Here is a 22,371-nt window from a genome sequence, read left to right as displayed (position 1 = left end):
GCGGGCTAGATCGGGCGGGCTGGGTCAGGCGCGCTCGCGGCGCGCCTGCTCCGCGCGGCGGTCGGCCTCGCGCGCCTCGAGGCGGCGCTCCTCCCGGCGGACCTCCTCGAACGTCTGACGCTCGCGCACCAGCCACTCCGGCGGGTCGGCGATCAGCGCGTTGATCTCGTCGGTCGTCAGCGGGTCGGTGACGCCGGCGCGCGCGAGCCCTGACGTCGACACCCGCAGGCGCGCGGCGACGACGTTGCGCGGGTGCGGCCCGTTGCGACGCAGGTCCGTGAGCCAGGCCGGCGGGTTGCGCTGCAGCTCCGCGAGCTCGTCGCGCGTCACCGTTCCCGTGCGGAACTCCTCGGGGGTCGCCGGCAGGTACACGTCGAGCTTGGCCGCCGCCGTGGACGGCTTCATCTCCTGGGTCTTCTTGGGCACGCACCAACCCTACGCGTGCACCGCGCCGACCCCTCCCGCGGTGCGGGTCAGGCCTCGCCGCCGAAGTAGGCGATCTTGTCGTCGAGGACGCGGACCGCCTCGCGGATGCGCTCGGCCTGCTCGACGAGCTCGGCGCGGCGGCGGCGCAGGAAGGCGACGCGGTCGTCCTGCCCCGCCTCGGAGCGCAGCAGCTCGGTGAACCGGCGCAGGTCGGCGATGCCGAGGCCCGCGTCGCGCAGGCACGTGACGATGCCGATCCACGCGACGTCGTCCTCGTCGTACCGGCGCTGCCCGCCCACCGAACGCTCGATGGGTCCGACGAGCCCCTCGCGCTCGTAGTACCGCAGCGTGTCGAGGGTCAGGCCGGTGCGTCGCGCGACCTCCCCAGGTGCGAACCCCGTCATGCCCGCCATGCTCGCACCCGCCTCAGACCGCCGCGTCGAGACGCGCGCGCACGTCGTCGGGCAGGTCGACGTCGCGTGCGGCCATGGCCTCGGTCAGCTGCGCGAGCGAGCTCACGCCGAGGATCGGGCTGATCCCGTGCGCGAGCAGCCACGCGAGCACGACCTGGTTGCGCGTGACGCCGAGCTCGTCGGCGACCTGCGCGAGCACGGCCAGGCGGCGGTGCGTGCCGGGGTGGTCGTAGCCCTCTGACAGCGGACGGTCGTCGCGCACGTACGCGCCCGTGAGCAGCGGCGAGTAAGCCCACACGTCGAGCCCCTCGGTGCGGGCGTGGTCGAGCTGGTCACGCTCGGCGTGCACGTGCCCGCCCTCGGGGAGGGTCACGCCCGGGCGCGGCCAGACGTACGAGTAGCGCAGCTGCACCGCGGTCCACGGCTCGACACCGAGCCCGCGGGCGATCGCGCGCGCCTGCTCGACGCGCCACGCGGCGTGGTTCGACGCACCGAGCCGCTGCACCGAGCCGTTCGCGACGAGCGTGCCGAACGCCTCGACCGTCTCGGCGAGCGGGACCGACCGGTCCTCGGCGTGCGCCCACAGCAGCTCGACCGAGTCCAGGCCGAGCCGGTCGAGCGACTGCGCGAAGCCGCGCTGGATCGCGTCGGCGGACAGCCCCTCCGAGGACGACGGCCACTCGTGCGGGACCAGCGGCTGGTGGCGCACCTTCGTCGCGAGCAGCACGCGGTCACGCACCCCTGGACGGGACGCGAACCAGCGGCCGAGCACGCGTTCGCTCTGCCCGCCGACACCCGAGGGGTCCTCCCAGAACGCGTAGCAGTTCGCGGTGTCGACCCAGCGGCCGCCGAGGTCGACGTACGCGTCGAGCAGGTCGGCCGAGAGCGCCTCGTCGGCGCGCGTGCCGAAGTACATGGCGCCGAGCACGGGCTCGGCGGAGCGGGTGTTCGTCTGGTTCTGTTCCATGACGACGAGCCTGCGACCTGGAGCGCGCTCCAGGTCAAGCCCTCAGAACCGAGGTACGACGACGGACGCCCCCGCTCCCGAGGTGGGGCAGGGGCGTCCGTGCGGGTGGGTCAGCTCCCGGGCGGGACCGGGTAGGTGTGCCAGATGCGGTCGATGTAGTCGCGCATCGAGCGGTCGGACGAGAAGAACCCGCCGCGCGCGACGTTGAGCACCGCGCGCCGCGTCCAGTCCTCGGTGTCCGCGTAAGCCGCGTCGACGCGCGCCTGCGCGTCGACGTACGCCTGGAAGTCCGCGAGCGCCAGGAACCGGTCCTCGTTGAGGAGGTTCGACACGACGGGCTCGAACACCGCACGGTCGCCGCCCGAGAACGCCCCCGAGGCGATGAGGTCGAGCGCGCGGCGCAGGTCCTCGTTCGTCTCGTAGTACGCCGACGGGTGGTAGCCGCGGTCCACGAGATCGGCGACCTGCGGCTCCGTGAGGCCGAACAGGAAGAAGTTCTCGTCGCCGACGAGCTCGCGGATCTCGACGTTCGCGCCGTCGTCCGTGCCGATGGTCAGCGCGCCGTTCAGCATGAACTTCATGTTGCCGGTGCCGGACGCCTCCTTGCCGGCGAGCGAGATCTGCTCGGACAGGTCGGCGGCGGGGATGAGCGTCTCGGCGAGCGTCACGTTGTAGTTGGCCGGGAACGCGACCTTGAGACGGCCCTCGAGCGAGGCGTCGGCGTTGATCGTCGCACCCACCGCGTTGATGAGCTGGATGATCTGCTTCGCCAGCACGTAGCCCGGAGCGGCCTTGGCGCCGAACGCGAACGTGCGCGGCGTGACGTCCTCGAGCCGGACCTTGCCGGTCGTGACCTTCTCGTACAGCGACACGATGTGCAGGAGCTTGAGCGTCTGGCGCTTGTACTCGTGCAGGCGCTTGACCATGACGTCGAACATCGTGTCGGGGTTGACGACGATGCCGTCGCGCGCGGCGAGCACGTCGGTGATGCGCTGCTTGTTCGCCTGCTTGATCTCGCGGAACCGGCGGCGGAACTCCGCGTCCTCGGCGAGCGGCTCGAGCTTGGTCAGCTGGTCGAGGTCGGTGACCCAGCCGTCACCGATGGCCTCGGTGATGAGGCCCGACAGGCCGGGGTTCGAGAGCTTGACGAAGCGGCGGGGCGTGACGCCGTTGGTGACGTTGGTGAACTTGTCCGGCCAGTAGCCCGCGAAGTCGTCGAGCACCTTGTCGCGCAGCAGCTGGCTGTGCAGCGCGGCGACGCCGTTGACCTTGGTCGCCGCGACGGTCGCGAGGTACGCCATGCGCACGGCACGCACCGGGTACTCCGCGATGATCGACATGCGGCGCACGCGCAGCTCGTCGTTCGGGTACGTCTCACGCAGCTCGGCGAGGAACTCGTCGTTGATGCGGTAGATGATCTCGAGGTGCCGCGGCAGGAGCCGGCCGAGCAGCTCGACGGGCCAGACCTCGAGCGCCTCGGGCAGCAGCGTGTGGCACGTGTACGCGAAGCACTGCTTCGTGACCGCCCACGCCTCCTCCCACTCCCAGCCCTTCTCGTCGACGAGCACGCGCATGAGCTCCGGGACGGCGATCACCGGGTGCGTGTCGTTGAGCTGGAACACGATGCGGTTCGGCAGGTTGTGCAGGTCGTAACCGGCGGGCAGCACCTGGTCGACGAAGTCCTTGATGGAGCACGCGACGAAGAAGTACTGCTGCTGCAGGCGCAGCTCCTTGCCCTGCGGCGTGGAGTCCTCGGGGTACAGGACCTTGGAGATGTTCTCCGCGAACGTCTGCGCGCGCACGGCCTCGGCGTAGTCGCCCGAGTTGAAGATCTGCAGGTCGAACGCGCGCGTCGCGCGGGCGCTCCACAGGCGCAGCGTGTTGACGCGGCCCTTGTCGTAGCCCGGGACCATGTAGTTGTAGGGCACGCCGAGCACGGACCAGCCCGGGACCCAGCGGCGGCGCACCACGCCCTCGTCGTCCTGGTACTGCTCGACGTGACCGCCGAAGTTGACCGTGACGGCGGCCTCCGGGTGCGGGAACTCCCACGGCGACCCGAGGCGCAGCCAGTCGTCGGGCTTCTCGACCTGGCGGCCGTCGACGAACGTCTGCTTGAAGATGCCGTACTCGTAGCGGATGCCGTACCCGATGGACGGGACGTTCATGGTCGCGAGCGAGTCGATGAAGCACGCCGCGAGCCGCCCGAGGCCACCGTTGCCGAGGCCCGGCTCGACCTCGGCCTCGCGCAGCTCGTCGAGGTCGATGCCGAGGTTCGCGAGGCCCTCGCGGACGATGTCCTGCAGGTCGGACGCGAGCAGTGCGTTGTCGAGCTGGCGGCCGAGCAGGAACTCCGCCGACAGGTAGGCGACGGACTTCGCCTGCAGCTCGGCCTGGCGCCGCAGCGTCTCGATCCACCGCGTCATCAGGTAGTGGCGCACGGTGCGCGCCATGGCCAGGTACTTGTCGTTCACGGACGCGCGGCTCAGGTCTACGCCCTGCCCGAAGTTCAGCTCACGCAGGAACTCCCTCGTGAAGCCGTCGACCGTGTGCTCGCGCGTCGCGATAGGGGGTGTCGTGTCTGCCGTCACGATGTCCACCGTAGCCATGATGTGTGTCTGCGCGATGACGAAAGTCCTTGCAAATCTTGCGGACGTCGATGAACGTCCATACAAGTTCACCCGTCCAGGCGATGCCGAACCGGACATCCCGCCCCTGCGCCGCGCAGTCGCGCGAGGACGTGCGCAGTCGGCGTGGGCCGATGGCCGTGGGTAGGGACCGGGGGGACGACGAAGGCCCCGGCGATCGTCGCCGGGGCCTTCACGATGCGCGCCCGAAGGGACTCGAAACCCCCAACCTTCTGATCCGTAGTCAGTTTCGGACCCTTCCGAGCCCCGGTCAGGGCCCCGACCGTGACCTAGGCAGACTGCCTATCTCTGCAGGTAGCGCGCAAGAACTGCAGTTCGGAGGCGACCGACCTCGACGCACGCCGACGCAGCACGACCGAGCACCAGTGGAGCCCTCCGCGAGCCCTGCTCACCTCCTCGTCGAGCGGAGCGGACCAACGCGGGCCCACCCCTCCTCGGACGGCATGTGTCGGTGGTAGGGGTGAAACTGAGGGAGTGGAGCCCACATGGACGGCTCACACTCTTGGCACGGTTGCTACTGTCCCCACAGCGAGCGCGCGAGGGAGGGTGGTCGTACGTGCTGGGGGAGAACGGCTACCTACCCGTGGGGAGGCACGTTGTCACGGCCGAAGAGTTCAAGCAGCACTTCGTAGACGCGTTCCCCGAGTCGAAGACTCGCGCACGTCTGCACCGTCGCTGGGAGCGGCACCTCGAAGCCCTGACGAGCGTCATCCCCGTCGAGGCTCAGTGGATCGACGGCAGCTTCGTCACCGGCAAGGTTGACCCCGGCGACATCGACCTAGTCACCTTCATCGACGGACCTCAGTACGACGCCCTAGCACCGGGGCTCCAGTCCATGGTTGCGGCGCTGCTCGCCGGCAAGCAGACCAAGGCCGTCTGGGGCATGGACTCGTACCCGGCTTTCAGGTATCCGCAAGGGCATCCGGCGCAACCTCTCGCCGACGACGGTATCAATGAGTGGCACGAGTTCTGGCAGAAGCAGCGTGAGCAGGACGGTCTAGTGAAGGGCTACTTGGAGGTGAGGCTGTGAGATCAGTCAGCGCTCTCCGCAGCGACCTCGAACGCCTCGAGGCCCAGGTCCGCGCCTTCGATTCGGCCACGGTGAAGACCCCAGGGCTCGCCCTCATGAGACAAGGGCTCGCTGAGATCCGGGACGACGTCCATCAAGACCTGCGCGATGCTCGCAGGGCGCGGCTGGAGGTCGTGCTCAACGGGGTGCCAGTCGCGGGGCACGAGGTTCGTATCGACGCGCTCGCAAAGTTGCTGCACTCTCTGCAGGAGTCGGTCTCATCGATCGCGCAGTCGATTACCGGGAAAGCCACAGCGCGCGCATCAATCCCTGGCCCGCTGAGAGATGCCACGGCCTTGCGCCTCGCGTCTGTCTACCCCGGCTCATTTGGCGCCATCTTGAAGGGGCCAACGCTCGGACATGAGGACGAAGAGCCATTGTTCGACGTTGAGGATTCGGTGCCATCACTGCTCGACATGGCCGTTGAAACTGTTCTTCAAGTGGTAGAACTGGCCGCAGCGGACGATCCGAACGACAACATGCTCGTTGAGAAGATTCTGCCGCTCGGCGCTCGCTCCTTCAAGCATCTGAAGGAACTTTCGGCGGCCATTGTCGACGAAGATTTGTCGGCCAGCATCGCATTCACAAGTCCTAGCGCCGAGCCTCACCGCGTGATGCTGAACAAGGCGGCTGCGCGTGCGCTGAGCGACGCCCTGGGCCGCAACCGGCTAACCGAGGACCAAGAGGTTCTCGTGGGCCACCTGGGGACAGTCAGCGATATTCGGAACAGGATCGAACTGCAAACGCAGGACGAAATCATTTCCGCGAGGGTGGTTGACGAGCTGGTCCCGCAGTTGGCGCAGTACTACTCGCGTAGCGTCACCGCCACCTTCGATGTCACGACGTTGCGCTCGCTGGTCACCGGCGAGGAGCGTCGGTCGTATGTGCTCGTCGGCCTCGCGCTCACCGAGGAGCCGGAACCCCTGATCTAGCCCAACGCGCAAACAGCGGTTTGCCGCGCACTGCGTCGGGTTGCGTCGTCGCCAGCGGCGCAGTTCGAGTTTGGGGTACGGTCCTCGGCAAGCACGGACGAGACGCTGGGCGCGCACCGAGCGCGACGAGGACCGATGACCTCGCGGACCAAGAGGTGAATCCGCGAGCGAGGTGACACGCAGGGAAGACGATCGGCCTGACCGCCCTCCGGGGATGGACGTCGGCCCGCCCCTTCTCGTCGTGGGCTCCCCACCGCTGACGGCGGTACTCCTCAGGGGCCACGGCAGACCAAGACGACCACCCGTCGTCTGCGTCGGCCGTGGCCTTCGGCATGTGCAGGCGCGGACGCCCCTGCCGAGGAGTACCGATGACCGCTCAGCCCGCACCCACCGTCACGCCGCCCGCCCTGCTGGATCTGTGGCAGGTGGGCGACTACCTGAACATGACAGACGACGCCGTCCGACGCCTCATCCGTGACGGCGTGATCCCGACTGTGAAGATCGGCGGTCGGCCCAAGAGCCGCATCCGCGTTCGGCGCACCGACCTCGATGCGCTGATCGAGGCGTCTCTCACTCCAGCCACGACAGGCCCGCTTGCGAAGTAGGCGAACTGCAGTTCGTGCTGTTTCCAGCGGTCGTCGGATAACGCGCTTCGCGCATTTCCCGCGAGACGTAACGTTCCCGCGTCCGACCGCTTACGCTCCGGCGGAGGAACTGTCGCAACTCAAACTGGAGGAAGACATGCCGCAGCACTTGCACGGCAGGACCAACTTCGCCGATATGCCTGCCTGGTCTGCGCAGGCTCAGCGGGACGAGATCGCAGTCCGCAGCGTGCACAACACGAACATGGCGGAAGGCCTGGTCGGCGCGTTCGGCTTCAACGTCACCGTCCCGGCCTCCGACGTGGAGGACAACCCCAACGGGGCCCACTGGGAGGACAGCACCGAGCACGGCGAGCCCGTCGGGTCGCGGCGAGCGCGTCCGGCGCTGAAGAGGGGCTACACGCTCCGGTGGATGGACGCGGCCACACGCTGGTCGCGGCGGGCGTGGTGGCGGATGACGCCCGAGGAGTTCCAAAAGACCGTGAACGACGTTCTCGTCGGGGACCGCGCTCGGGTGCAGCGAGAGCTCGGCCGGGCCGTCTACGTCAACACGGCACGAGCCAACGAGGACGGCACGGCGGTCTACCCGCTCTACAACGGTGACGCCGAGGTGCCGAGCGCCTACGACGGGCGCGAGTTCACCGCTCCGCACAACCACTACGCCACCACGGCCGCGCTGGCCGTGGACGGCAGCGACCTCACGTGGCTCGTGCGGACGGTGACGTGGACCCCGCCCGCGTTGACGGGTCAGGTCGCTGTGGTGTGTAGGGGTTCAGGGTCGGCCCAGGTGCGGGCGACCTCGGCGGGGGTGCGGTAGGCCAGCCCGGAGTGGGGCCGGTGGTGGTAGGTGTCGATGTACGAAGCGATCTCGTGACGGGCCTGTTCGATGGTCTCCCATTCGGTGCGCCAGGCGCAGCGCTTCTTGAACTGCCCGAACCAGGACTCGATGAAGGCCTGGGACTCGGGGTCGCGGTAGCCGCCGCGGCGGTGGGTGATCCCGCGGGCGGACAGGTGCTTGCGAAAGTCGCGGCTGGTGAACTGGCTGCCGTTGTCGGTGCCCAGGGTCAGTCGGCCGGGCGCGAGCGAGCGCGCGAGCACGGCAGCCTCGACGCCGGCGACGGCCTCCTCGGTGCGGGTGCGCACGTCCAGGGTCCAGCCGGCGACCTCGCGGGTGCAGCAGTCGACCGCGACGTGCAGGTAGACCCACCCGTGCGCCGCGGTCCAGACCTTGGTCATGTCCAGGTGCCATAGCTCGTCGGGGCGCCGGACCCGGAAGTAGCCCGGCCGGCGGCGCCGGTCGGTGTTCCGGGAGCGTTGCAGCCGTCCGTGCGCCCGCATGACGCGTTGCACGCGCTTACGGTTGACCGGCTCACCGAGCGCCCGTGAGGCCAAGGCCGCGACCATCCGGGTCCCGTCGACCGGGTTGGCCCGGGCGACCTCGACGATCGCCTCGTCGCCGGGTCGACCACGACCCGGGCCTGCGCCTGGTGGGCGGCGGCTGATCGGCCGGTAGAGCGCCTGACGGGACACCCCGGCGACGCGCGCGACGACGGCTGGTCTGCGCCCGGTGGCGATCACGGCGCGGGCCCTGGACACCCGGGTGCTCACGTCCAGTCCCGCGAGAGTTCCCCCGCGATCTCCAACTCATAGGTCTTGCGCCCCAAGGTGCGTTCCAGGGCGGCGACCTTCTTCTTCAGCTCGACGACCTCCACGTGCTCCGGAGTCCGGGCGTTCGAGGCGGCCAGGGCGGCCTTGCCGCCCTCGAGCAGCTTGTCCCGCCAGGAGTAGTAGAGCGTCTCGGAGATCTCGTACTCACGGCACACGTCGCGCACCGACCTGTCGCCGCGCAGGCCGGCCAGGACGACCTCGGCCTTCTGCTCCGGCGTGAACTGCCGGTACTTGCGCTTCTCGCTCATCAGCCCTCCTCGGGGCGATCAGAGCGACCATCGTCCCCAAGCCCGACGACTCAGGGAAGTGTCAACGAGCCGACGGGGTCCTCGTCAGACTGTGTGCGCGAAGCACGGCGGACGCGCACCCCAGGTCGTCGCCGCAGCCAAGCGGCGGCTGCTCATGGCGGCGGAGCCGATGGTGGTGGAGTTGATTCAGATCGCGCGCTCCGCAGAGAGCGAGGCGGTGCGGCTGCGGGCGGTGATGGACGTGCTGGACCGCGCCGGGCTCACCGAGAAGCACGTGGTGGAGATTGGGTTGGCGTCGCCGTTCGACGACGCGCTCGCCGACATGATCGACGTCGCCCTCAAGGACGTACCGTCCGGGCGGGCGCTCCCCGCCGGCCACGACGACGAGCTCGCGGTGGACGATGTGGTCTGGGAGGACGACGAGCCGTCCGCCGACGACCTGTCGTACGCCGTCCCCGGCCGCACCATCGAGGTGCCCCCGCCCGACCCGGACCCCGTCCCCGTCATCACCACGCTGCCCGTTCGGTCACGGCGTCCGGCGTACCTGCGGCGGCTGACCGGTGAGGACCCAGGCGGCACGGCGGACTTCTCGTGAGGGCGGAGCCCGCCGCTCGCACGGCTACGGCCAGAGATCCGCGCACGGCGGGGAGGGCCGGGAGGGTCTGGCCGTTCGGCAGCCCGTAGCGGCCTCCTACGCCGGTTCCGCCTCAAGTTGATCATGGAACTGGAGGCGGACATGAGGGTGATCGGGTATCTGCGGGTCAGCACGCGGGAGCAGGCGGAGTCCGGGCTGGGGCTGGACGCCCAGCGCCGGACCATCGCGGCCGAGGCGGACCGGCGCGGGTGGGAGGTGGACTGGTACGCCGACGAGGGTCGCTCAGCGCGTGACCTCAACCGACCCGGACTGACGTCGGCGCTGCGAGCCCTCCGACGCCACGAGGCCGAGGCGCTCGTCGTGGCGAAGTTGGACCGGTTGAGCCGGTCGGTGCCGGACTTCGCCGGGCTGCTGTCCGACGCCGCGCGGCAGCGCTGGGCCGTCGTGGCCCTGGACCTGGGCGTGGACACCACGACCCCGACCGGCGAACTCGTGGCGGGCGTGATGATGCAGTTCGCCCAGTGGGAGCGGCGCATCATCGGCCAGCGCACCGCCGACGCGATGGCCGAGGCGCGAGCGCGTGGAGCCCGGTTCGGCCGCGAGCGCGCCATCCCCGACGACGTGGCCGAGCGCATCCTCGCCGCCCGTCACGCGGGCTCGACGTACGCGGCCATCGCCGCCGACCTGGACGCGAACGCCGTCCCCACGCCGGGCGGCGGAGCCCGCTGGCACGCGTCCACCGTCCGCCGCTTCTGCGACGCAGAGGCTCGTCACGCGGAGGCGGTGGCCTGATGGCACATGTGCAGAAGCTCGCCGACAGCAAGGGCAAGCCCATCTACAAGGTGCGCTGGCGCTCCCGCCACGCTGGCGTGGCCAACTTCCACAGCCGCTCCTTCCGCCGCCTCAAGGACGCCGAAGAGTTCGCGCGGGACCTGCGGCCGGGACAGGACTGGACGGCAGCCCGCGCGCTCTTCAGCGCCAAGGCCGACGCCTGGCTCCAGTCACGGATCAACGCCGACCGGCGTCCCCGCACCATCGAGCACTACCGGGGCTCGCTGCGGTTCGCGTTGCACTACTTCGACGGCGTCCGGGTCAACGAGATCACGCCCGACGCGGCGGAGGCGTTCCTGGGCTGGCTCAAGAGCGACGACGAGTTCACGCGCGGCCTGAAGACGCCTCGCTCCATCCGGGGCGCGTGGATGCCGTTCCGTGCGGTGCTGGCGTACGCAGTGAGGCAGGGTGCGATCCCGAGCAACCCCGCCGATCGCGTGGAACTGCCGAACATGGTCAGCGACGACGCTCGCCAGGACCGCTACCACTACCTCACGACGGCCGAGGTCGGGGCGCTCGTCGAGGCGCTCGCCGCGATGGGGCGGGAGCCGTACGACCTGCTCGTCCTGTTCACCGCCTACACCGGCCTCCGCCGGGGCGAAGTCGCCGGGCTCGACGTCCGGCACCTGCGGCGGAACCCGCGCACGGGCGGGTGGGAGGTGCGAGTGCAGCAGCAGAGACGTCGCGCGCCCAAGGGCGACACAGGGAACGACCCGCACAACCACGGCTGGCTCATCGAGACCACCAAGTCCGGTCGGTCACGGACGGTCCCGCTGCCGCGCGAACTGGGTGAGCGCATGAGCGACTACCTGCGCAGTGGGCATCCGCGTGGCGCGGAGGCCGATGCGCCGCTCTGGCCGGGACGCACCCACGCACCCGGCTCCCCGAACGGCGTCATGGACTGGTCCAGCCCGCTCGATCCGCAGGCGTTCTACCGCTACCACTTCAAGCGCGCCGTGGCGGACGCGGGCCTGCCGAGCACGGTTCGCTTCCACGACCTGCGGCATACCTACGCGTCGCACCTGGCCCAGCAGGGGCTCCGGCCCGGCGTCGTGGCGCGACTCATGGGCCACGCCGACCCCACCATCACGCTCAAGGTCTACACGCACCTGTGGCCCGAGGACCTGGAGGCAGCGGTGGTTGACCTGCGGCTGCCTGGGGCCGAGGACGCGAGCCCCGGCAACGTTGTGAGGCTCCGCGGGGCGCGCTGACTGGAGCCCTTACGGAGCCCTCCCCGACTGCAGGCGCCGCGCGATCCGTGTACGAAGAAGGCCCCGCACCAGTGTTCTTGCTGGTTGCGGGGCCTTCTCGTCTGCGCGCCCGAAGGGACTCGAACCCCCAACCTTCTGATCCGTAGTCAGATGCTCTATCCATTGAGCTACGGGCGCACTGACCCTTGCGGGCCGGGGTAGACGATACAGGCCAGCCACGCTCCTGCCCAAACCGGATCGACGTGACGCTGCGCACGACGAGCGTGCAGGGCCCGGCCGCGCACGGGACCGGGACGGTATCCGGTGGCCCGGGCGGCGGGAGGCACGAGACGATGAGGCCATGAGCACCCCGACCCTCGACCGACTGACCGCCGACCTGACGACCGCCATGAAGGCCCGCGACACCGAGCGCACGAGCGTGCTGCGCCAGGTGATCGGCGCCGTCCGGGCCGAGGAGAAGGCCGGCCCCGCGGTCAAGGAACTCACCGAGGACGACGTGCTCGCGGTGCTGAACCGCGAGGTCAAGAAGCGCCGCGAGTCCGCGCAGATCTACACCGACGCGGGCGCCGCGGACCGGGCCGCGACCGAGACGGCCGAGGCCGACGCGATCGAGACGTACCTGCCGGCGCGCCTGTCCGACGACGAGCTCGCGGCGCTGGTCGCGGCGGTCGTCGCGGACCTGGGCGCGAGCAGCATGAAGGACATGGGCGCGGTGATGAAGGAGGCCACGTCCCGCGCGGGCCTGGCCGCCGACGGCAAGAAGCTGTCCGCCCTGGTCCGCACGGCCCTGACCGCCTGACCCGCCCCGCCGTCGCCCACGCGCGACCGGCGGTCACGCGACCCGAGACGCGCACGGGTGGACCTCGTCCGGCCTGATCCGACGAGGTCCACCCGTCGTCGCGTTCATGCCAGCAGGGCGCGGACGCGCGGGGCGACCTCGGTGCCGTAGAGCGTGACCGCGCGCAGGAGGTGCTCGTGCGGGAGGGGGCCGTGCGCGTACTTGAGGTCGAAGCGCTGCACGCCGAGCGTGCGCACCGTCTCCGCGATGCGCCGGGCCACGGTGTCGGGCGACCCGACGAACAGGGCGCCCGAGGCGGCCTCGGCCTCGAAGTCGTCGCGGGTCATGGGCGGCCAGCCGCGCTCGGCGCCGATGCGGTCCCGGTTGGCCTTGAAGTGCGGGAACAGCAGGTCGCCCGCGTCCTCGTCGGAGTCCGCGACGAACCCGGGCGAGTGCACACCCACGGGCGGGACGACCGCGGACGACCCGTGCAGCTCGCGCACCGCGCGGCCGTACAGCTCGACGAACGGCGCGAACCGCGCGGGCGCGCCGCCGATGATCGCGAGCATGAGCGGCAGCCCGTGCCGGGCCGCGCGCACCACGGACTCCGGCGTGCCGCCGACCCCGACCCACACGGGGAGCTCGCCGCGCGCGGTCGTCGGCCAGGCGCGGCGCCCGTCGAGCGGTGCGCGCGTGCGGCCGGCCCAGGTGACCGGGCCCTCGGAGCGCAGGTGCACCAGCAGGTCGAGCTTCTCCTCGAACAGGTCGTCGTAGTCGGCCAGGTCGTACCCGAACAGCGGGAACGACTCGACGAACGAGCCGCGCCCCACCTGGATCTCCGCGCGCCCGCCCGAGATGCCGTCGAGCGTCGCGAACCGCTCGTACACGCGCACGGGGTCGTCCGACGAGAGCACGGTGACCGCCGAGCCGAGCGTGACCCGCCGCGTGCGGGCGGCGATCGCGGCGAGCACCACGTCGGGCGCGGACACCGCGAAGTCGTCGCGGTGGTGCTCCCCCACCGAGAAGTGGTCGACGCCGGCGTCGTCGGCCGCCACGCCCTGCTCGACCACGTCGCGCAGCACCTGGTGCTGCGGCACAGGCTCGCCGTCGGTCGTCGTCGTGACGTCCCCGAACGTGTCCAGCCCGAACGTCACCCGCTGCTCGTCGCTCACGCCTGGGAGAACGACGCGCGACCCCGGCCGATTCCGCCGTGCCGGACCGGGTGCAGCGCGACCAGCCAGGACAGGTAGTGCTCGGTCACGACGCCGCCGAGGTCGCGGACCGCACGCGCGACGGCCTCGACCTCGTCGGGCGTCCAGTCGCTGAACGTCGTGAACAGGCGGCGCACCTGGTCCTCGTCGAGGTCGACCGACCAGCGGAAGGTGCGCACCGGGTCGGCGCGGAACAGCCCCGAGCGCGTGAGCGCGGCGACGGTCGCCGCGGCGTCCTCCGCGTCCGGGCCAGGGCGCGCGGGTCGGGTGCGCCGCGCGACGACCTCCTCGACGCGGGCCCGGAAGGGCGTGCGGACCGCGCGGTCCCCGAACACGTTGCGCCACACCAGGAACGCCCCGCCCGGCCGCAGCGCCCGGTGCACGGCGGGCAGCACCACGTCGAGGTCGAGCCAGTGCACCGACGTCGCCGCCACCGCGAGGTCGTACGTGTCCTCGCCGTGGTCGACGTCCTCCGCACGGGCGACGACGACGGTCGCGGCCGGGTGCGCGGCACGCAGCCGCTCGGCGAGGCGGGGGCCCGGCTCCACGGCGGTGACGCCGAGCCCGGCCGCGAGCAGCGGACCGGTCGCCTGGCCCGTCCCCGCGCCGAGCTCGAGCACGCGCCGGCCGGGCGTCAGGTACCCCGCGCGGCGCAGCTCGTCCCACAGCGCGTCGGGGTACGGCGGGCGCGCGCCCGCGTACACGGCGGCGTGCCGCTCGAAGTGCCCGGGATCGACCACCCGGCGAGGGTACGACGAGGCCCCGACAGCAGGCCCCGAGAGCAGGCCCCGAGAGCAGGCCCCGCGGTCAGAACGTGTAGGTGACCGCCCAGGTCAGGTCCTCGCCGGGGGCGAGGCTGCGCTCCAGGAACGGCTCAGGCGAGACCGTGTGGTGGTTGCCCCACACCGCGAACCGGCCGGGCACGTACGTGGTGGTCATGGCGACGGCGCCGAGCAGGTCGTGCCGGTGCTCGAGGCGCAGCGGTCCGTCGGCGGCGTGCTCGAGCTCGAGGTACGGGCCGATGTGCCCCTCGGGCAGCCGACGGCGGCGCAGGGCCGTGCCGTCGACGACTTCGAAGCCGTCGTTCTCCGGTGCGCGCAGCGCCGTGCTCGCGCGGAACAGCGCGTCGTCGGCGGGCTGCGGGAAGAACGGGTGCGGGAACCACACGACGGGCAGCGCACGCTCGTCGGACCCCTGCCGCAGCGTCGTCGTCGACGACAGCACCCGCCCGACGAGCGTGAGGCGACGCTCGAGCGTGCACGCGACACCCTCGAACGCGTGCGACGTGCGGAACGTCAGCATCCCGGGCTCCTGCGTCACGTCCCACGTGCACGGGTCGACGACCGTGCGCGCCGCGAGGTCGCACACCCCCACGCCCAGCACGAGCGCGTGCGGCTCGACACCGTGCACCGGGGCCAGAGCGAACGCGTCCGGGATGCCCTGCCCGTCGAACCAGTTGAAGTCGTCGGGGTACGTGGGCCCGGACATGAGCGGACCCAGGCGCTCGTCGTGCACCTGGAAGACGTACCCGCCCGTGCAGTACCGCACGCCGGTCAGCGCGCGGTCCGCGACCGGGTCGAGCACCTGCACCCGCAGCTCGTCCGTGAGCAGCTCGAACATTCCCCCACCCGCTGATCGACCGACCGCACCGTACCGCGGCCCCGGACATGACGAGAGGCCGGACCCAGCCGGGCCGGCCTCTCGTGGTGCGTCGCTGGTGCACCTGGCGGAGACGGTGGGATTTGAACCCACGGAAGGGTTGACCCCTTCACGGCCTTAGCAGGGCCGCGCACTAGACCTGGCTATGCGACGTCTCCAAGTGCGCACAGGCTACCTGTGGTGGTCGTCGTGCGGCAAAAGCCGTCCGACGACGCACGTGTCACCGGTCGAACGCCCAGGTCCGGTCGGTGAGCATGCGCGCGACGGCCAGGCCGATCGACAGCGACGCGACGACGAGCGCGGCCTGCACCCCGTAGGCGAGCGCGGTGAGCGTGTCGCCGTCGGACAGGTGGAAGATCGCGCGGTACGCGAGCACGCCGGGGACCATGATGACGACCGCGGGCACCGCGACGGTCACGCGCGGGACGTCGCGCGCGGGCGCGAGGTACGCCGCGAGCAGGCCGACGACGAGCGCCGCGAGCGCGGCCGCGGCCTGCGTCACCACCCCCGCGTCGAGCAGCAGCAGCCGACCCACGTTCGCGAGCATCCCCACGGTCGCGGCCAGCAGCGCCATCCGCCACGGGCTGTTGAACATCAGCGCGAACCCGAGCACGCCCAGGAAGCTCGCGACGAACCGCAGGGCCCACAGCAGGGCGGGGGCGAGGTCCGGCGCGGGCGGCACGTCCGGCTCGAGGCCGACGACCGACGAGACCGCCCACACCGCGAGCGCCGCGGACATGAGGACCATGAGCGCGTACGTCAGGCGCGACAGGCCCGCGGAGAAGTCGAGCCGCGCGAGGTCCAGGGCGCCCGCGACCAGCGGGAACCCGGGGATGAGGAACAGCACCGCGGACACGTAGCCCGCCTCGTGCCGCGCGGTGAGCGCACCGAGCTCGTGCAGCCCGGTGACCAGGCCGAGGTACGTGAAGCACGCGAGCGCCGCCGCGAGCATCGTCACGCCGAACGGGTTGTACCCGCGGTGCAGCATCGCGCGGCGCAGCAGCTGCCCCAGGCCCGCGGCGACGAGCACGCCGCCGACCTCGACGGGGCCGCCGTTGTTGAGGAACGCGAACGCCGCACAGGCGATGGCCGACCAGAGCGCGTTGAGCAGCGCGGGGTACAGCGGCGGGCGCTGCTCGATGCGTCGCACCTCGTCGAGCACGTCGTCGACCGGGACCGGCACGCCGGACTCGTCGTACCGGCGCTCGAACCGCGTGACCATGCGCTCGATGAGCGCGAGCCGGTCCGCGTTGACGCCGACCGAGCGGACCTCCGCGACCTCGGTGCGGAACGAGCGCCCGCGGTGCGACGTCGCGGTGATCTCGGTGAGCGTCACGTGCGCCTCGTGCCGCTCCACGCCCATCGCACGCGCGATGCGGGCCATGGACGCCTTGACGCGGTACGAGCCGGTGCCGCCGGACAGGCTGAGCCGCCCGACCTGCAGCGCGGCGCCGGAGCGGCGGATCAGGTCGAGCTCGTCGTCGTCCGGGAGGGCGGTGGAAGGCACGGGGTCAATTCTGACGTGCGTCGCCGTCGACGTACTGCCAGCCCTGGTCGCCGCGCACGAACCGGCTCAGCTCGCGCATCGAGCCCCGGCCGCCCGGGCCCCGGTGGAACGCCTCGAACTCGACCGTCCCCGCGGTGTCGAACACGCCGCCGCCGCTGGTCGCGAGCACGTCCAGGCGGTACCAGCGCACGTCGGGGTCCAGGTCCAGCGTGGTCGGGCGGGTCGAGGGGTGCCACGAGCGCAGCAGGTGCTCGACGTCGCCGACGGCGAACGCGCTGAACCGCGAGCGCATGAGCTGCTCCGCGGTCCCGGCGGTCCGCTCCTGGCGGTGCAGGGGGCCGCAGCACTCGTCGTAGGTCAGCCCGCTCGAGCAGGGGCAGCGTGTCTGCGTCACCGGTCCAGTGTGCCGGTGGAGCCCGCCGGGAACGGCGGGCACGGCGTACGGTCGCGTCATGGCCGCCGCACCGGACCCCGCCCCGCGCACGCGCGAGCAGCGTCGTCGGGACACCGCGCACCGCCTGGCGCACGACGTGGACCTGTGGGTCGCGACCGCGTCGGCGGACGGCGCGCCGTACCTGGTCCCGCTGTCGTTCGACTGGGACGGCCGCACGGTCCTGCTCGCGACGTCGGCGACGAGCCCGACGGGCCGCAACCTCGCGGCGACGCGCACCACGCGGCTCGCCCTCGGGGAGCTGCGCGACGTCGTGCTCGTCGACGGGTCCGTCGAGGTGCTCGCGCTCGACGAGCTCGACGCCGCGACGACGGATCGGTTCGTGCGGCGCTCGGGCTTCGACCCGCGGGCCGACGCGTCGTTCCGGTGGTTCCTGGTGCGGCCCACGCAGGTGCAGGCGTGGCGAGAGGCCGACGAGCTCGCCGGGCGGGTCCTCATGCGCGACGGGCTCTGGCTCCACTGAGCGGCTGCCGGGCAGGAAGAAAACGGAGGATCCGTCCGCTCTGGGCGAATATGCGTTGACCTGCGCCGCCGCCGCGAGGTCTGCTGACACCGTCCGACGACGACGGGGACGCGTCGGGCGCCGCGCGCCTCGGCGCGGACCGGACGTATCAGGACGTGTCAGACCCCCTCGTTAGCGTCTGGCCCTTCGGACGGACGTCATCCGGACGCCCGCTCGCACGGCCCCTCAGGCACCCGCTGCCCGCTCTGCTCCCGGACCCGCTCCCCGAGCTGCCAGACCCGCTCCACCGCGCGCCCCGCTCCAGCCCGGCGCCGCGGCGGTCGACCGACCCTGCGTGCCACCGCGCGCCCTCACCCACGGAGACCCGCCCCATGTCCGAGCCACCCACCACGACGGTCGCCGCCGACGAGGTCGCCCCCGGGACCCCGGGAGCGCCGCGCGCCGCGGACACCGCTTCTCCCGACCCGCGCCGCTGGCGGATCCTCGCCGTCGTCGCGATCACGCAGCTCATGCTCGTCCTCGACGCGTCGATCATGAACATCGCGCTCCCGTCCGCCGCGGCGGACCTGGGCATCGCCGACGCCGACGTCCAGTGGGCCGTCACGGCGTACACGCTCGCGTTCGGCGGGCTCCTGCTGCTCGGCGGCCGCGTGGCCGACTACATGGGGCGCAAGCGCGCGCTGCTCGTCGGGCTCGTCGGGTTCGCGGCCGCGTCCGCGCTCGGCGGGCTCGCGACGAACGGCGCGACGCTGTTCGGTGCCCGTGCGCTGCAGGGCGTGTTCGGTGCGCTGCTGGCGCCGGCGGCGCTCGCGATCGTCACCGTGACGTTCACCGAGCCGCGCGAGCGCGCCAAGGCGTTCGGCGTGTTCGGCGCGATCGCGGGCGGTGGTGCCGCCATCGGCCTGATCGCCGGCGGCGCGCTCACCGAGTACCTCGACTGGCGCTGGTGCCTGCTGGTGAACCTGCCCATCGCGCTCGTCACGGCCGCGATCGGCGTGCGCGTGGTGCGCGAGTCCCGCGCGCACGGCGACACCCGCTTCGACATCCCGGGCGCGCTGCTGTCGACCGTCGGGCTCGTCGCGCTCGTCTACGGCTTCACCGAGGCCGCGCGGACCGTCGTGCACCCGGACGGGACGAGGAGCACCGTCGGCTGGACCGACCCGTTCGTGCTGACGCTCCTGATCGGGGCGGTCGCGCTCCTGACGGCGTTCGTCCTGCTCGAGCGGCGCGTGGCCAACCCGCTGCTGCCGCTGCGCATCGTGCTCGACCGCAACCGCGGCGGGTCGTACCTCATCTTCCTGCTCACCGGCGCGGGCATGATGTCGATGTTCCTGTTCATGACGTTCTACTTCCAGTACGTCATGGGCTACGAGCCGCTGCGCACCGGGTTCGCGTTCCTGCCGTTCAGCCTCGTGCTCATCGCGTTCGCGGGCGTCGTCGCGCGACTCCTGCCGCAGACCGGTCCGCGGCCGCTCATGGTGACGGGCCTCGCGCTCGCGACCGCCGCGATGGTGATGCTCACCCGCACCGAGCCCGGCTCCGACTACTGGACCGTGGTCTTCCCCGCGCTCGTGGTGATGAGCCTCGGCATGGCGATGGTGTTCATCCCCGTGTCCTCGACCGCGCTCGTCGGGGTCGGCGGGCACGACGCGGGCGTCGCGAGCGCGACGCTCAACACCGCGCAGCAGGTGGGCGGCTCGCTCGGCATCGCGCTGCTCAGCACGCTCGCGCTGTCCGCGACCACGGAGAAGTTCACGTCGCTCGTCGCGGGCGGCGCCGACCCGGCCTCGCCGGCGACGCAGGCCGCGGCCAACGTCGCGGGCTACCACGTGGCCTACCTCGTCGGTGCGGGCCTGTTCGCGCTGTCGCTGGTCATCGCGCTCGTCGTGGTCTCGGCGCGGCGCACCGACCTGCCGACCGAGGCGGCCGTCGCGGCCTGACCGTCGCACACGACAGCCGGTTCCCGCCGGCAGGTACCCGTCGGCACCGCCGGCGGCCCCGGGACGCTCTAGTCCCGGGGCTGCTGGTGGGCCGGGACGCCCTGCTGGGCGAGCCGCGCCGTCTCGGCCACGCGTGCCTCGCGGGTCGCGGGGCGGCGCGCGTCGAGGATCCACCGCAGCGCGGCCTTGCGCGCCGCGGGCGAGAAGCCGTCCCACCGCTCGCGCGCGCCGGGCAGGCCGTCGAACGCGGCCGCGAGGTCGTCGGGCACGACGAGGTCCTCCACCTGGTCGAGATACGTCCACGAGCCGTCGGCCCTCGCGCGCTCGATCACCGACCGGCCCACGTCCGTCATGCGACCGTCCGCGTCGACGCGCGCGGCCCGCTCCTTGTTGGTGCGCGACCACGGGCTGCCCGGACGGCGCGGCGTGAACCACAGGCGCGAGCGCTCGGCGTCGACCGGGCCCGACATCGAGTCGACCCACCCGAAGCAGAGGCCCTCCTCGATCGCCTCCTCGTACGTCACGCGCGGACGACCGGTGGACGGGCGCCACATCACGAGCCAGACCCCGTCGGTCCCCGCATGGTGCTCGGCGAGCCAGGCACGCCACTCGGCCACCGTCTCCGCGTGGACGTGCAGCGCCTGCGGGTCACGGGGTCCGGGCATCACGCCTCCTCGAACGTCACCGACCGCTTCTCGACGTCCGCGTCGACGAGCCGCACGCGCACCCGCGTGCCGGCCGCCAACCCCTCGCCGGCGACGCGCGCGTGCACCACGGGGTCGGCGAGCTGCAGCACGCCCTTGGTGCCGCCGCCCGAGACGTCGACGACCATGCCCTCGAACACCTCGCCCTCGCGGCCCGCGAGCAGGGCGGCCTCGACCAGGTCCAGGCACCCGCGCTCGTACGCCGACGCGCGACGGTCCCCCGCGGTCATGAGGTCCGGGAGCTCGGGCAGCGCCTCGCGCACCCACGCGTCGGGCTCGGTGTCGGCCGCGACCGCGAGGCACACCTGGGTCGCGAACCGGTCGACGAGCCGGCGCAGCGGCGCGGTGACGTGCGCGTACGGCGCGGCGATCGCGCCGTGGCCGGGCTCCGCCGGGCGCTCGCCGTCGAACGCCGCGTAGGCGGCGCCGCGCAGCAGCGTCGTCGCGTCGGTCAGCACCGCGGCCTGCCGCGGGTCGGCGGCGTCGAGCCCCGCGAGCACCTCGCCGGGCTGCCGGCCGTCGGGCCAGTCCACGCCGAGCGCGACAGCGGTGCGGCGCAGGCGCGCGACGTCCTCGGGCCGCGACGCCGGCAGCGTCCGCAGCACGCCGATCCGGGCGTCGAGCATGAGCTCGGCCGCGCACATGCCGGTGAGCAGGGAGATCTGCGCGTTCCACTCCTCGACGGGCAGCGTGCGCCGGCTGACGAGCCGCCACGTGCCGTCGTCGCCGAGCTCGACCTCCTGCTCGGGCATCGGCAGCGTGATCCCGCCCCGCGCGCGCTCGGCGGCCAGGCGCAGCTCGCCGACCTCGCGCAGCAGCGCGAGCGGGCCGTCGTCCGCCGCGAGCCCGGCGCCCGCGTCGATCGCCTGCTGGGCCTCGTCGTACGTGAGCCGGGCCGTCGAGCGGACCGTCGCGCGCCGCACGGCGACGTGCCGCGGCTCTCCCGCGTCGTCGAGCTCGACCTCCCACAGCGCGACCGGCACGTCCTGACCGGGCAGCAGGCTCGCCGCGGCCTCGCTCAGCTCCGGCGGGTGCAGCGGGGTGCGGCCGTCGGGCGCGTACAGCGTGGTGACGCGGCCGCGGGCCTCGTCGTCGATCGCGCCGCGCGGCTCGAGCCACGCGGCCACGTCGGCGATCGCGTACCGGACGAGGTAGCCGCTGCCGTGGCGCTCGACGTGCAGCGCCTGGTCGAGGTCCATCGATCCGGGCGGGTCGATCGTCACGAGCGGGAGCTCGCGCGCGTCGACGCGCTCGGCGGGCCGCGGTCCCTGCGTCGCGCGCTGCCGGGCCTCGGCCAGCACCGCCGTGGGGAACGCCACGGGGACCTCGAGCTCGGCGCGCAGCGCGGCGAGACCGCGGCGGACGGCGGCGTCGACGTCGCGCTCAGCGGGGCGTGGAACCAGACGCACATGACGGCGGGGCACGGCCCGAGCCTAGGACCAGGCGCCCACGCTGCGCGCGACGCGCACCGGCCCCGGGCACGACGTCGGGCCCGGCATCGCACCGGGCCCGACGTGCGCGCTCAGGCCGCGAGCGCGCGTGACTTGAGCACCGCGAACTCGTCCGGCGAGATCGCGCCGGCGTCGAGCAGCGCCTTGGCGTCCGCGATCTCGGATGCCGCGGATCTGGTGGTCCCCGCAGTCGCCCGGATGTACTCGTCGGCGGCCGCCTTGTTCTCGACGGCCTCCTTCAGCTGCCGCTGCGCCATGCCCTTGCCGCGCGCGACGATGTAGATCAGCGCCACGAGGAACGGCAGGACGATGAGGCCGACCACCCAGAACGCCTTCGCCCAGCCGCCGATCGACGGGTCACGGAACAGGTCCGCGATGATCTGGAAGAGCAGGATCAGGTACGCGAAGAAGCAGAACCACCACACCATCAACCAGAACCAGTCCCAGAAGTCCATCGTCGTCTCCTCCCCACGGGGACCCTCGTTGACGTGACCACTCTCGGGACCCCGCCGCACTGCTGAATCACCCGTCTCGGGTAGTCGCCGCCGCGTTGACCTGCGCAAGCCCGCCGCGACCCGCACGCCGTCGGGCGCGTCACCC

24 protein-coding genes and 2 tRNA genes are annotated in these 22,371 nt (G+C 72.2%); 10 read left to right on the top strand and 16 right to left on the bottom strand.

The genetic code is table 11. The features are described from left to right. Positions 1–24 precede the first annotated feature (24 nt). From F1D97_RS04920 to F1D97_RS04905, 4 genes are all read right to left on the bottom strand, one after another. Positions 25–405, bottom strand: a complete 381-nt coding sequence (locus tag F1D97_RS04920; RefSeq protein WP_236123488.1) for a DUF5997 family protein — start codon at positions 403–405, stop codon at positions 25–27. A 68-nt stretch (positions 406–473) separates the two neighbouring features. Then, positions 474–830, bottom strand: a complete 357-nt coding sequence (locus F1D97_RS04915; RefSeq protein WP_236122607.1) for a MerR family transcriptional regulator — start codon at positions 828–830, stop codon at positions 474–476. Between the two features lie 22 nt (positions 831–852). Further along, entirely contained in the window at positions 853–1,806 is a 954-nt protein-coding gene (locus tag F1D97_RS04910) for an aldo/keto reductase (protein ID WP_236122606.1), read from the bottom strand. Between the two features lie 110 nt (positions 1,807–1,916). Next, positions 1,917–4,412, bottom strand: coding sequence for a glycogen/starch/alpha-glucan phosphorylase (locus F1D97_RS04905; protein ID WP_236122601.1), 2,496 nt, complete (start codon positions 4,410–4,412; stop codon positions 1,917–1,919). A 595-nt stretch (positions 4,413–5,007) separates the two neighbouring features. On the opposite strand from F1D97_RS04905, the gene F1D97_RS04900 reads away from it, so the two are divergent. From F1D97_RS04900 to F1D97_RS04885, 4 genes are all read left to right on the top strand, one after another. Further along, complete coding sequence (locus tag F1D97_RS04900) at positions 5,008–5,481, top strand: DUF6932 family protein (RefSeq protein WP_236122600.1); 474 nt, start codon at positions 5,008–5,010, stop codon at positions 5,479–5,481. Beyond that, entirely contained in the window at positions 5,478–6,452 is a 975-nt protein-coding gene (locus F1D97_RS04895; protein ID WP_236122597.1) for a hypothetical protein, read from the top strand. Before F1D97_RS04900 ends, F1D97_RS04895 begins: the two co-directional genes overlap by 4 nt. A gap of 368 nt (positions 6,453–6,820) precedes the next feature. Then, on the top strand, positions 6,821–7,057 hold the full coding sequence (locus tag F1D97_RS04890; protein ID WP_236122596.1) for a helix-turn-helix domain-containing protein: 237 nt from the start codon (positions 6,821–6,823) through the stop codon (positions 7,055–7,057). A gap of 175 nt (positions 7,058–7,232) precedes the next feature. Continuing rightward, complete coding sequence (locus tag F1D97_RS04885) at positions 7,233–7,871, top strand: hypothetical protein (RefSeq protein WP_236122594.1); 639 nt, start codon at positions 7,233–7,235, stop codon at positions 7,869–7,871. Here F1D97_RS04885 and F1D97_RS04880 read toward each other — a convergent pair. After that, positions 7,802–8,584, bottom strand: a complete 783-nt coding sequence (locus F1D97_RS04880) for an IS3 family transposase (protein WP_236123487.1) — start codon at positions 8,582–8,584, stop codon at positions 7,802–7,804. The two genes, F1D97_RS04885 and F1D97_RS04880, sit on opposite strands and share 70 nt — an antisense overlap. 74 nt (positions 8,585–8,658) lie before the next feature. Beyond that, the gene (locus F1D97_RS04875; RefSeq protein ID WP_236122592.1) at positions 8,659–8,970 is read right to left on the bottom strand and encodes a transposase; all 312 of its coding nucleotides are present in this window, start codon (positions 8,968–8,970) and stop codon (positions 8,659–8,661) included. A gap of 91 nt (positions 8,971–9,061) precedes the next feature. Between F1D97_RS04875 and F1D97_RS04870 the strand changes: the two genes are divergently transcribed. The 3 genes from F1D97_RS04870 (at position 9,062) to F1D97_RS04860 (ending at position 11,607) form a co-directional block, all read left to right on the top strand. Beyond that, positions 9,062–9,565, top strand: coding sequence for a hypothetical protein (locus tag F1D97_RS04870; RefSeq protein ID WP_236122584.1), 504 nt, complete (start codon positions 9,062–9,064; stop codon positions 9,563–9,565). A 141-nt stretch (positions 9,566–9,706) separates the two neighbouring features. Further along, positions 9,707–10,357 (top strand): recombinase family protein, encoded by a 651-nt coding sequence (locus F1D97_RS04865; RefSeq protein ID WP_236122581.1) that lies wholly within the window; start codon positions 9,707–9,709, stop codon positions 10,355–10,357. An 8-nt stretch (positions 10,358–10,365) separates the two neighbouring features. Beyond that, a complete protein-coding gene (locus F1D97_RS04860; protein ID WP_236122580.1) occupies positions 10,366–11,607 on the top strand; it encodes a tyrosine-type recombinase/integrase in 1,242 nt (413 codons plus the stop codon). A gap of 104 nt (positions 11,608–11,711) precedes the next feature. On the opposite strand, the gene F1D97_RS04855 is transcribed toward F1D97_RS04860, so the two are convergent. Beyond that, positions 11,712–11,784 (bottom strand) — tRNA-Arg (locus tag F1D97_RS04855). A gap of 163 nt (positions 11,785–11,947) precedes the next feature. On the opposite strand from F1D97_RS04855, the gene F1D97_RS04850 reads away from it, so the two are divergent. Beyond that, entirely contained in the window at positions 11,948–12,406 is a 459-nt protein-coding gene (locus F1D97_RS04850; RefSeq protein WP_236122579.1) for a GatB/YqeY domain-containing protein, read from the top strand. 104 nt (positions 12,407–12,510) lie between these two features. Here the strand turns inward: F1D97_RS04850 and F1D97_RS04845 are convergent, their stop codons facing one another. The 6 genes from F1D97_RS04845 to F1D97_RS04820 form a co-directional block, all read right to left on the bottom strand. Then, positions 12,511–13,557, bottom strand: coding sequence for an LLM class flavin-dependent oxidoreductase (locus tag F1D97_RS04845; RefSeq protein ID WP_236122577.1), 1,047 nt, complete (start codon positions 13,555–13,557; stop codon positions 12,511–12,513). Next, positions 13,554–14,336, bottom strand: coding sequence for a class I SAM-dependent methyltransferase (locus F1D97_RS04840; RefSeq protein ID WP_236122575.1), 783 nt, complete (start codon positions 14,334–14,336; stop codon positions 13,554–13,556). The genes F1D97_RS04845 and F1D97_RS04840 overlap by 4 nt, the downstream gene beginning before the upstream one ends. Positions 14,337–14,403: 67 nt before the next feature. Then, complete coding sequence (locus F1D97_RS04835; protein ID WP_236122574.1) at positions 14,404–15,216, bottom strand: hypothetical protein; 813 nt, start codon at positions 15,214–15,216, stop codon at positions 14,404–14,406. A gap of 104 nt (positions 15,217–15,320) precedes the next feature. Next, positions 15,321–15,413 (bottom strand) — tRNA-Ser (locus F1D97_RS04830). Positions 15,414–15,475: 62 nt separating this feature from the next. After that, entirely contained in the window at positions 15,476–16,762 is a 1,287-nt protein-coding gene (locus F1D97_RS04825) for a threonine/serine exporter family protein (RefSeq protein WP_236122573.1), read from the bottom strand. A gap of 4 nt (positions 16,763–16,766) precedes the next feature. After that, complete coding sequence (locus F1D97_RS04820) at positions 16,767–17,156, bottom strand: YchJ family protein (RefSeq protein ID WP_236122572.1); 390 nt, start codon at positions 17,154–17,156, stop codon at positions 16,767–16,769. 58 nt (positions 17,157–17,214) lie between these two features. On the opposite strand from F1D97_RS04820, the gene F1D97_RS04815 reads away from it, so the two are divergent. Together F1D97_RS04815 and F1D97_RS04810 are read left to right on the top strand one after the other, a co-directional pair. Continuing rightward, positions 17,215–17,676 (top strand): pyridoxamine 5'-phosphate oxidase family protein, encoded by a 462-nt coding sequence (locus F1D97_RS04815; protein ID WP_236122571.1) that lies wholly within the window; start codon positions 17,215–17,217, stop codon positions 17,674–17,676. 371 nt (positions 17,677–18,047) lie between these two features. Further along, positions 18,048–19,616 (top strand): MFS transporter, encoded by a 1,569-nt coding sequence (locus tag F1D97_RS04810; protein WP_236122570.1) that lies wholly within the window; start codon positions 18,048–18,050, stop codon positions 19,614–19,616. A gap of 68 nt (positions 19,617–19,684) precedes the next feature. On the opposite strand, the gene F1D97_RS04805 is transcribed toward F1D97_RS04810, so the two are convergent. The 3 genes from F1D97_RS04805 to F1D97_RS04795 form a co-directional block, all read right to left on the bottom strand. Then, the gene (locus F1D97_RS04805; protein ID WP_236122569.1) at positions 19,685–20,281 is read right to left on the bottom strand and encodes a YdeI/OmpD-associated family protein; all 597 of its coding nucleotides are present in this window, start codon (positions 20,279–20,281) and stop codon (positions 19,685–19,687) included. Then, positions 20,281–21,744, bottom strand: coding sequence for an RNB domain-containing ribonuclease (locus F1D97_RS04800; protein WP_236122568.1), 1,464 nt, complete (start codon positions 21,742–21,744; stop codon positions 20,281–20,283). Before F1D97_RS04800 ends, F1D97_RS04805 begins: the two co-directional genes overlap by 1 nt. A gap of 98 nt (positions 21,745–21,842) precedes the next feature. After that, positions 21,843–22,226 (bottom strand): SHOCT domain-containing protein, encoded by a 384-nt coding sequence (locus F1D97_RS04795; protein WP_236122567.1) that lies wholly within the window; start codon positions 22,224–22,226, stop codon positions 21,843–21,845. Positions 22,227–22,371: the final 145 nt, after the last annotated feature.

Source organism: Cellulomonas palmilytica, assembly GCF_021590045.1.
In the GTDB taxonomy this organism is placed as follows: Bacteria; Actinomycetota; Actinomycetes; order Actinomycetales; family Cellulomonadaceae; genus Cellulomonas; species Cellulomonas palmilytica.
This window is presented reverse-complemented; position numbering and strand designations above follow the sequence as displayed.

Coding starts and splice junctions, on each gene's coding strand:
- F1D97_RS04875 (WP_236122592.1), bottom strand. CDS start 8,970: ATGAGCGAGAAGCGCAAGTACCGGCAGTTCACGCCGGAGCAGAAGGCC.
- F1D97_RS04805 (WP_236122569.1), bottom strand. CDS start 20,281: ATGCCCGGACCCCGTGACCCGCAGGCGCTGCACGTCCACGCGGAGACG.
- F1D97_RS04885 (WP_236122594.1), top strand. CDS start 7,233: ATGCCTGCCTGGTCTGCGCAGGCTCAGCGGGACGAGATCGCAGTCCGC.
- F1D97_RS04905 (WP_236122601.1), bottom strand. CDS start 4,412: ATGGCTACGGTGGACATCGTGACGGCAGACACGACACCCCCTATCGCG.
- F1D97_RS04910 (WP_236122606.1), bottom strand. CDS start 1,806: ATGGAACAGAACCAGACGAACACCCGCTCCGCCGAGCCCGTGCTCGGC.
- F1D97_RS04835 (WP_236122574.1), bottom strand. CDS start 15,216: ATGTTCGAGCTGCTCACGGACGAGCTGCGGGTGCAGGTGCTCGACCCG.
- F1D97_RS04850 (WP_236122579.1), top strand. CDS start 11,948: ATGAGCACCCCGACCCTCGACCGACTGACCGCCGACCTGACGACCGCC.
- F1D97_RS04865 (WP_236122581.1), top strand. CDS start 9,707: ATGAGGGTGATCGGGTATCTGCGGGTCAGCACGCGGGAGCAGGCGGAG.
- F1D97_RS04810 (WP_236122570.1), top strand. CDS start 18,048: ATGTCCGAGCCACCCACCACGACGGTCGCCGCCGACGAGGTCGCCCCC.
- F1D97_RS04815 (WP_236122571.1), top strand. CDS start 17,215: ATGGCCGCCGCACCGGACCCCGCCCCGCGCACGCGCGAGCAGCGTCGT.
- F1D97_RS04915 (WP_236122607.1), bottom strand. CDS start 830: ATGACGGGGTTCGCACCTGGGGAGGTCGCGCGACGCACCGGCCTGACC.
- F1D97_RS04890 (WP_236122596.1), top strand. CDS start 6,821: ATGACCGCTCAGCCCGCACCCACCGTCACGCCGCCCGCCCTGCTGGAT.
- F1D97_RS04795 (WP_236122567.1), bottom strand. CDS start 22,226: ATGGACTTCTGGGACTGGTTCTGGTTGATGGTGTGGTGGTTCTGCTTC.
- F1D97_RS04920 (WP_236123488.1), bottom strand. CDS start 405: ATGAAGCCGTCCACGGCGGCGGCCAAGCTCGACGTGTACCTGCCGGCG.